The sequence below is a fragment of the Microcoleus sp. AT8-B5 genome (genome assembly GCF_036705565.1).
Classification (GTDB): Bacteria; Cyanobacteriota; Cyanobacteriia; order Cyanobacteriales; family Microcoleaceae; genus Microcoleus.
In genome coordinates this window covers 281,780-291,051 of record NZ_JAUBUY010000002.1, presented here as the reverse complement: position 1 = coordinate 291,051, position 9,272 = coordinate 281,780, and the positions used below count along the sequence as shown (strand labels likewise).

Below are 9,272 nucleotides of genomic sequence, written 5' to 3'. Positions count from 1 at the left end.
AAAAATCCGTTGCCGAACTTCCTTCAATCCGTTACATCCGTTACATCCGTTAAAAAATCCGTTGCCGAACTTCCTTCAATCCGTTACATCCGTTACATCCGTTAAAAAATCCGTTGCCGAACTTCCTTCTTACTTGCCAATCACCGACTTATAGGCTGTCACCTTAAGATCAATCCCAGTAATATCTGTCCCAACAACAACAGCCGCCGCTCCTAAATCCAAGGCTTTTTTAGCCATTTCCGGCCCCGATATCCCGCCTTCGCAGATAACGGGAACCTTAAGCTTTTCTACCATTTCCGCAAGCAAATCAAATCCCGGCGGCGACAAATTTTCCGTCTGGGCAGTATAGCCAAAAAGAGTAGTTGCTACAGTATCTGCACCAGCTTCGGCTGCCGCGATCGCAGCTTCTATTGTATCTACATCCGCCATCACTAATTTGCCCAATTCACTGTGAATTCGCGCGATTAACGTCTTTAAATCTTCGCCGGGAGGACGGTTTCTCTCAGTAGCGTCAACGGCGATAATATCGGCTCCAGAAGCGGCGATCGCCCGCGCGTCTTCAAACCGAGGAGTAATGTAAATCTCGCATCCCGGCAATTGCTGCTTCCAAATCCCAATTATGGGAGCGGATATCTGTTTACGCACCGCCCCAATGTGAGCCGGAGTGTCAATCCGCACCCCCGATGCACCTCGATTGATAGCGGTTCGCGCCATTGCCGCAATTACGATCGGATCGTGCAGCGGCGAATCAGCAGGTGCTTGACAAGAAACAATTAATCCTGTAGGAATTTGACAATTAATCATGGGGAATTGCGGATGGGGAATGGGTAATTGGGAATTACAAATTATACCAGTTCAAAAAAAGAATGTAACTGTAGACCATATCCCAACCCATATCCAATGAGTCAATCGATTTTAGATTTTAGATTTTAGATTTTAGATTGAGCCCACGGATAAATGCTCTTTCTTGAGGATTTTCTATTTTCGATTTTGGATTGATTCCAGGGATAAATCACGTGGCGGGTACCACATGAAGAAATTCGTGGTCATTCCCCAATCTAAAATCTAAAATCTAAAATCTAAAATTGTATTACCCATTACCAATCCCAGCCATTAAAGAAATAATTTTGTCCAGCAATTGCTCGGGATGAATCGGTTTAGCCAAACAATCGTTAGCTCCCGCCGTCACAAAAGATATCTGATCGGGCGGAATTTCATTAGCGCTTAAAGCCAGAATCTTGATATTTTCAGTAGCGGGTTTTTCGCGCAGTTGGTGAATTATTTCGCAGCCATTCATACCGGGCAAACGCATATCGACAATCACAGCATTCGGCTGCAAAAGTTCAATTTGTTCCACCGCCGCTGAACCTTCAATCATCCACACCACTTGCAGTCCTGCTGCTGTCAGGATATCGCAAATCAACATAGCAGTTTCTTCATCTTCTTCCACGAGTACGAGACTGCCCCGCGAGGAATAATGCAGCGGTAAAGATGAATTAGATTTTTCATAGGTTAATTTTGTGGATTCATCTTTGGTTAGAGTTTGGATGGGTATAAAAACGGTAAAAGTAGAGCCGACATCAACTGTAGAGTTAACTTCGATCGCACCGCCGTGAAGCTCTACTAACTGTTTAGTTAAGGCCAATCCCAGACCGGTGCCGCCGTATTCGCGGCGGTAGGGGGAATCCAACTGCTGGAATTTTTGAAACAACAGCGATCGCTGATCTTCGGGAATTCCAATGCCGGTATCTTTGATTTGAAAAACAGCGGTGCTGCCTGCAGGTGCAGTACCGGGATGCCGCACTGCCGACGTTCGATTTTTATCTTCTGTCACCCAAACTCGCAGGATGACTCGCCCGCCTTTGGGAGTAAATTTAATCGCATTTCCTAAAAGATTGAAGAGAATTTGTCTCACGCGGCGCGGGTCAGCGATGAAGCGATCGCACTCTTGTTTTATCCGCTGTTCTTGCAGCAGTTCCACGCCTTTAGCCGCAGCTTTTTCTTTGAGGGCGTGCAGGCTCTGAGAAGCTAATTTAGAAAGTGAAAATTCACTAATTTTTAATACTGCTTTTCCCGCTTCTACTTGCGATAAATCTAAAATATCGTTAATTAATTCTAATAAGTGGTCGCCACTGTCTCGGATAGTTTGCAGGTACTGCCGCTGCTTTTGCACTGGCACTTCTTTACTGCCAACTTTGCCGTAAGACCACCGCAGCAGCGTGTCAGAAATGCCGATGACGCAAGTCAGAGGAGTCCGCAATTCGTGGCTCATAGCTGCCAAAAATTCGCTCTTGGCGAGGCTGGCAGACTGGGCTGCAACCAGTGCATCGCGCAGTTCTCGCGTGCGCTCTATTACGCGCTGTTCTGAGGTGCGCTTTTGCTGCTGGACTTGTGCATAAAGTTCGGCTTGGTAAATCGCGATCGCCAAATGTTCTGCTATTTGTCGCAAAAATGTTTTTTTGCTTTCTTCCCACTCGCGAAAAGTACACTGGTGGGCAATTAGCAGCCCCCACAAGTCGTCTTGAACTACGATCGGCACTAGCAACTTTGCCCGCACCTTCGCCCGCCGCATCAACTCTAAAAAACAAGGCTGCGAAGAGTAACTTGTTTCCACATCCGCGACGCACAAAGCCAAACCTTTGCGATATTTTTCTCGGTCAATGACTCCATTGGTAAAACACTGCGCGTCTTCACTAAAATTTAGTACAGACGAGATACCATCATTGGCTAAAGCTTCGTAGGTAACGCGACCTAAATACAAGTAAGACCCGGAAGTTTCTGGGATTTCGCCACACCCAGAAACTGCCGCAGGATTTTCTTTAGCTAACTCGACCTTGTGCGGCGCTGGCACTTTTTCAAATTGATAAATTAACAGGCGATCGACATCCAAAAACTCTCGCACTTGCTCGACTGCTTTTGACAAAATTACAGGCAATTCCAAACTCTGGCGGATTTGAGTTGTCACCTGATTCAAAAGTCGCTCTTGTTCAAGCTGTTGCTGCAAAGCATCTTCTACTGGCTGACAAAATGAAATGCAGGGACTGGCAATTTGTAATTGATTGACGGCTTCGGCAATCTGGCTTTGTAGCGTTTCTGGATCTATAATTTTGGGCGCTGATTTTCCCTCTATTTCTGTTTGGCTGTGTAGGGGCAGGCGATTATTTTGGCTGGCCTTAGCAGCGAGAATATCCAGCAAATTTAGGGTGAATTCGCTTTGCAGAACGGCCGAGTTGGGCTGTATATTTTTAATTGCTTGTTTGAGGGCGCGAATGTCAATTTTCCACGGGGGTGCGGGCTTTATTTCTGCGAGTTTGTCTGCGATGGGAGACAGGAAATTGGCGATCGCCCCAGGGTCGAAAGTCAACTGCACATTCAATTGCGAATAGAGATTTTTTTCGCTGTGTTTGCGTCCGTTTGTTGCGAGCTCATCTAATACCTTGCCCTGCAGCAGCGCGCTAAAATGCTCTGATACTACTGCTGCAAACCTTTCCGACGAATTTTCCAGATTTTGAGAATCAGCGATCGCATCGTCGGTGAGCCAAATCGCCCCTGGGATTTCAGCCATTTGCTGTAACAACTGGTAAGCAGCCTCAAAGGTTGCTAGCGGCAAAGTCCGATTTAAGGTTTTTGGTTTCAATCTAGATATTTTCCCGGTTGTTTTAAAGAACAAAATATGAATGCCCCTGTTGTGAGGACGGAACCCGTGGGACAACTGGCGTGGCCGATCCAACAGACTTGAGATGACAATAGTCAGACACTAGGTAATAGAAGGCCCCAGGGTCAGAGAGTTAATTTTTCCCTATAGTTGTCCTTTTTCTTCTGGGCGAGTAACCCCCACTTCAGCGTTTTACGAGCGCGAAAGCGGTAGGAGGAAACAGGGGGAAGGGATAGGGCTGTATAATCGATCGCTTCTGGTTGTGTTTGTGAACCGGGTTGTTGATGGAAACTAAGCAATTCCACTCCCATTGCTGGGGTGAAGTTAGCACGCGCCTTTGTTTTCTGAGCTGATTCGCCTAATGGCACGTCCTTAACCCAAATAAAAATGTTTAACCCTTAACGACAGAACAGGGGACTAGCTACGCATCCGCTTGGTGTCATTACTCACAAAACCTAGACATCAAAGGTCTCAGGCTGGTCAACTGAAAATGAAGTTTTAGGCCCCAAGCCCAGTCACTTCCGTGCTGGGTCGTTGACTACTTTCAACAATCTTATTCCAGTATTGTAAAACTTCGTTGAGTTTATAAGCCATTATAAACAAGAATGGTATCATATCGCTATGAGTGTTGAACAAGAAATACGCACAGCCCAAAGAAGGGAAGTCTCAAATGCAGCTAACAGAGAGGCACATCATTAAATCCACGGAACACCGTTTCGCCCAAATAGACGAACTAGCTTTCAAGTCCAAAAACCTCTACAATGCCGCCAATTACGTCATTCGTCAGAGCTTTATTTATGGATGGGGTTATGTCAGTTATAACGAAATGAACCGATTGATGAAGTCTCATGAAGCCTACAAGGCTTTGCCTGCTAAAGTAAGTCAGCAAATCTTGATGGTGCTAGACAATAATTGGAAATCGTTTTTTGAAGCCGTTAAAGCTTACAAAGCTGATTCTTCAAAATTCACGGGTCGTCCAAAACTGCCAAAGTACAAAGATAAGACTAAAGGGCGAAACCTTCTCGTCTACACGATTCAAGCAATTAGCAGCAAACAGTTGAAGAAAGGAATCATTAAACTTTCCGGCACTGAACTTTCAATTAAAACCCAACTCAATCCCAACCAGATTTGTCAAGTTAGACTGGTTCCGAAATGTGATTCCTATGTAATTGAGGTGATTTATGATGAAGCGGAGTCCACCCTTGGCAATGCCAACTCTGTAGCTAGTATTGATTTGGGACTGGATAATTTAGTGGCGTTAACTTCAAATCAACCGGGATTTATCCCTTTGTTGATTAACGGGCGACCATTGAAATCGATCAACCAGTTCTACAACAAGCGGAAAGCACGATTGCAATCCCACTTAAAAGGGAATCGCAAAACTTCACCCCGCATGAGCGCGCTTAACTCGCTGTCGCCATCAAAAAGTTGATAATTACTTACATCATGCTAGCCGTCTAATTATTAACCTTTTGCTCACCAAGCAGATTGGGACGCTAGTAATTGGCAAGAACGCGCAGTGGAAAACAGAAATCGAGTTAGGGAAGCAAACCAATCAAAACTTTGTTAGTATTCCTCACTCTCGATTAATTGAAATGTTGGAGTACAAAGCTCGGTTGGCGGGAATCACAGTAATTGTGCAGGAAGAATCCTACACATCCCGATCCAGTTTTTTAGGTTTAGACCCAATTCCTGTTTATGGAAAAACAGAAAAAGAGCCTGTGTTTACTGGTAAACGGATTAAGCGGGGTTTGTACAAAACGTCGAGTGGTCAGCTAATTAATTCCGATGTGAATGCAGCGTACAATATCCTCAGAAAAGCAATCCCAAATGCCTTTAGCAATGGGATAGGGAGCTGCGTAGTTCAGCCGAGGCGGGTCGATCCGCTCAAAGCAAAAGTGAAAGGGGAGGGACTTAACGCCCCCCATGTCTATAAATGACTATACTTTTGCCAGCTATAATATTAATATATAATTTGTTAACTTGTACTTAACACTATCCGGGTAAATGAGCAATCCAACTCAACTCACCCCCGATTTCACGATCGGACATCTGCCGTGTCACGACTTCCAAGTGAGCGCTGCAACTCTAGGACAGGTAGTGGCTGAAAGATTTGAGCAAGAACCCGACCTGCCGGGAGTCATTATTACTCATGAATCACAGGTATTGGGCATGATTTCTCGCGTCAAATTTCGAGAGCAAATGAGTTTTCCCGATCGCGTAGAACTTTACGGGTCACACCCGATTCGAGCCTTGTTAGATTTTATTAGAATTCCGCCTTTGCTGCTTTCGGAAAACTGGAAAATTGACGATGCTGTCCAAGCGTCTTTCAACAGGCATAGAGACTTGATTTATGAACCGATAATTGTGGTAATGGAAGACCAGAGCCACCGCCTTTTGAACATTCATACTCTGGTGATTGCCCAGTCAAAGATTTTAGCACAAACCAACAAAGCTATTCAAAAATACAGACTAGAAAGACACAAGTATTTGGCGCTGATTCAACAAGAAAGAGCGAAAGTTCATGAATGTAATGAACTTTTAAAAAGCTACCAACGTCAAGCAGAAAAATCCCAGGTCAATCCGAATTCCCATCAAGCGGCGCTGGTCAAACAAGCTGAAGAAATTGCTCAAATGAATCAGCGATTTGTGAGGATTGCAAAACTGATTTCTTCGGAAGGTCGCCAAGCATTTCAAGCTACTTTTCAAGGTGCTAATTCTATTTGCAACAATACAGATAAAATTTTGGGCGTGGGCAAAGCCATAGCTAATGATTTAGAAACGGTTAACCGCACTTCCCGAACCATCCGGGAGGCGATCGAACAAGTCAGGCATTTAGCAGTACAGGTGGCTGTAGTTACCAATCAAATGGGAAGTCAGCCCAGCGGCCTGAGTAAAGTGAGTCTAGAAATTGGCAGACTGGCAAGTAAAACTTTTGAATTGGGGACTCAAATGGAGCAAATTGCCAGCCGATTTAAACTTCGAGTTCACGAACTCACTGAGGCAGCAAGAGCGGGTGCTAATGTGGCTAAATCCGTGACTATCAAGATCGATCGCGCCGAAATGGCTCTGTTAGAGTTGGAAGAATTAATAGCGGAAAAAAACTTCAATTCATTGACGGCTATCCAAGAACCTTTGGGAGTCATAAAAAGTGTTACCGCTGATTCTTTAGTTCGAGAAATAGAACACACAGAAGTGGCGGCTTCCGAGTTGGAAGATTTAGTTAAAAATCAAGATTCCTCGCAATATTTGATTCAAAAGATTCAGCAGGCGTTGAAGTCCAAAAAGCCCTAAAATCTCAGCCGCAATCTAATGAAATATTTGTAGAGGAAAATAAATAAAAAAAAATAATTTACAATCATTCTATTTCAAGAATACCATAGCAGTTCTCAAGCGTGGTGAGGTATGCCCAATGCCCAATGCCTTAGATCCGAGAGTACCTCATGTTACTGAGAAAGGCTATATTTGTTATACTGAAGGTGAGGAATTTTCAAATTCAGTTGTAAAAAGGCTATTTAATTAGCCCCAAAAACCTCTAAAAAATTCCAAGAATAGTTGGAAGGACAGGTGACGTTTATGAAAATCCTGCTGGTAGAAGATGACACAGTTACAGTCAGTTTGCTGACTCAAGCGCTGAACTCTCACAATTACAATGTGAATGCGGCAGCAGACGGTGAAACAGCGTTGCATTTGGTGCAGGCATACGATTACGACCTGATTGTTTTGGATGTGCTGATTCCTAAACTCGATGGCATTAGTTTGTGTCGAAAATTGCGATCGTCCGGCTGCCAAATGCCGATATTACTGCTGACAGCGCTAGATAGCAGCAACGATCGAGTCCAAGGTTTAGAGGCCGGTGCAGACGATTATGTGGTCAAACCCTTTAATCTCGAAGAATTAATCGCTCGCATTCGGGCTTTGCTGCGCCGGGGTAAGGCAACTTTGTCAAGTACAAATTTGACATGGGAAAAACTGCAAGTCAACCCGGACACTACGGAAGTAACTTATGCCGAAAAAGTGCTGCACTTGACTCCTAAAGAGTACAATTTGCTGGAACTTTTCCTGAGAAATCCCCGGCGCATTTTCAGTCGCAGCGCCATCCTCGATCGCATTTGGTCGGCCGGCGAATTTCCTCAAGAAGAAGCCGTTACTGCTCACATCAAGGGGCTGCGGCAGAAGCTGAAAGCAGCCGGGATGACTGTAGATTTAGTGGAAACAGTGTACGGATTGGGCTATCGGCTCAAAAGTCTGCCGGAGGAGATTGAGAGCCAACAAGTTGGACAGGAAACGGCAGAAACTGCTAAAACTCAAGAGACTTTATCTACTGAATCCAGCGGGTCGAGCCAGGAATTAAACAAAGACGAGCGCCGTCTCAAAGTCTTGAATGCGATTGCCCAAATGCGCGGAAATTTAAAAGCTAATTTTATAGAAAAGGTGGCGATATTCGATCGCGCGATCGATCAACTCAAAAGCGGAAGCTTGGAGGGCGAAGTGCGCGAGGAAGCCCAGGCCCAAGCTCACAAATTAGTCGGTTCTTTGGGAACGTTAGGGCTGCCGAAAGGTTCGGAAGTTGCGCGCCAGATAGAACATTTGTTCAAGGCTCAAAACATCTTGAAACCGGGGACAGCCCAGCAAATTGAGGAATTTCTGCATCAGCTCAAACAGATATTCGATCGCCCGTCGCCCGAACCGGAAGGCGATTTGGTTCCTGCGGTTTCCCAAAAGCGCCGAATGCTGGTTGTTGATGATGATACTTTTGGGAGCGATCGACTCAAAACAGTAGCATCCGGTTCCGACTTCCAGATAGAAGTCGCCAACTCTCCGCAAGCGGCAAGAAATGCGATTTCTCAACAGCCTCCCGACGCGATTTTGCTGGATTTGACATTTTCCAGATCTCAGGAAAACGGACTTTCTCTATTAGCCGAACTCCGCAGTGAAAAGCCCGAAATTCCGGTAATGGTTTTTAGCGGGCACAATCAATTGAGCGATCGAATAGAAGTTGCTCGTTTGGGAGCTTCGGGCTTTTTACACAAATCTATCCCCCCAGCAGATATACTCAAAGCAGTCGCCCAACTACTCGACCAGACTGGCCCTGCTGAAGCTAAAGTTATGGTGGTAGACGATGACGTGCATCTATTGGCTGCACTGCAAGTGATTCTCCAACCTTGGGGATTTCAAGTAACAACATTGGACGATCCCGAAAAGTTCTGGGAGGTACTCGAAACGACTTGTCCGGATTTGCTAATTTTAGATGTGGAGATGCCCGGTTACAGCGGTATCGAGCTGTGTTTGGCAGTTCGCAACGATTTGCGCTGGAGCAAGCTCCCCGTGCTATTTTTGACAGCTCATTCCGAGTCGGAAACCGTGCGCCAAATGTTTGTCGCAGGTGCTGACGACTACGTTAACAAGCCGATCGTGAAACCGGAATTAATTGCTCGCCTCCTGAATCGTTTGGAGCGGACTCAACTGAGAAACAGACTGGCTCAGGCACAGCGCTAATCCCATTTTAGATTTAAAAAATTAAAGAATTGAAGAACTGGGAATGGCTGATGAGATATGGGTTTCGAGCACGTACCTACAGTTGTATTCTTTTTTTTAAATGGGATAACTAGGAGCA

General features: G+C 45.2%; 5 protein-coding genes and 1 pseudogene. 3 read left to right on the top strand and 3 right to left on the bottom strand.

Annotation, left to right across the window (positions count from 1 at the left end; all coding sequences use genetic code 11):
• Window positions 1-129: 129 nt before the first annotated feature.
• The 3 genes from QUB39_RS02775 to QUB39_RS02765 all read right to left on the bottom strand — a co-directional run bounded on the left by QUB39_RS02775 (window position 130) and on the right by QUB39_RS02765 (window position 4,023).
• Window positions 130-804, bottom strand: a complete 675-nt coding sequence (locus QUB39_RS02775) for an N-acetylmannosamine-6-phosphate 2-epimerase (protein ID WP_333052279.1) — start codon at window positions 802-804, stop codon at window positions 130-132.
• Between the two features lie 286 nt (window positions 805-1,090).
• Complete coding sequence (locus QUB39_RS02770) at window positions 1,091-3,637, bottom strand: ATP-binding protein (RefSeq protein WP_333052276.1); 2,547 nt, start codon at window positions 3,635-3,637, stop codon at window positions 1,091-1,093.
• A gap of 143 nt (window positions 3,638-3,780) precedes the next feature.
• Window positions 3,781-4,023 carry a hypothetical protein gene (locus QUB39_RS02765; RefSeq protein ID WP_333052273.1) on the bottom strand — a complete coding sequence of 81 codons (243 nt, stop codon included), beginning with the start codon at window positions 4,021-4,023 and terminating at the stop codon, window positions 3,781-3,783.
• 302 nt (window positions 4,024-4,325) lie between these two features.
• On the opposite strand from QUB39_RS02765, the pseudogene QUB39_RS02760 reads away from it, so the two are divergent.
• The 3 genes and pseudogenes from QUB39_RS02760 (at window position 4,326) to QUB39_RS02750 (ending at window position 9,154) form a co-directional block, all read left to right on the top strand.
• A pseudogene (locus tag QUB39_RS02760) lies at window positions 4,326-5,595 on the top strand (RNA-guided endonuclease InsQ/TnpB family protein).
• A gap of 67 nt (window positions 5,596-5,662) precedes the next feature.
• Window positions 5,663-6,949, top strand: a complete 1,287-nt coding sequence (locus QUB39_RS02755; protein WP_333052270.1) for a chemotaxis protein — start codon at window positions 5,663-5,665, stop codon at window positions 6,947-6,949.
• 282 nt (window positions 6,950-7,231) lie between these two features.
• Window positions 7,232-9,154, top strand: coding sequence for a response regulator (locus QUB39_RS02750; protein WP_333207793.1), 1,923 nt, complete (start codon window positions 7,232-7,234; stop codon window positions 9,152-9,154).
• Window positions 9,155-9,272: the final 118 nt, after the last annotated feature.

What these genes read in the sequence shown, in the direction of transcription:
- QUB39_RS02775 (WP_333052279.1), bottom strand. Translation starts at nt 804, where the DNA reads ATGATTAATTGTCAAATTCCTACAGGATTAATTGTTTCTTGTCAAGCA.
- QUB39_RS02755 (WP_333052270.1), top strand. Translation starts at nt 5,663, where the DNA reads ATGAGCAATCCAACTCAACTCACCCCCGATTTCACGATCGGACATCTG.
- QUB39_RS02750 (WP_333207793.1), top strand. Translation starts at nt 7,232, where the DNA reads ATGAAAATCCTGCTGGTAGAAGATGACACAGTTACAGTCAGTTTGCTG.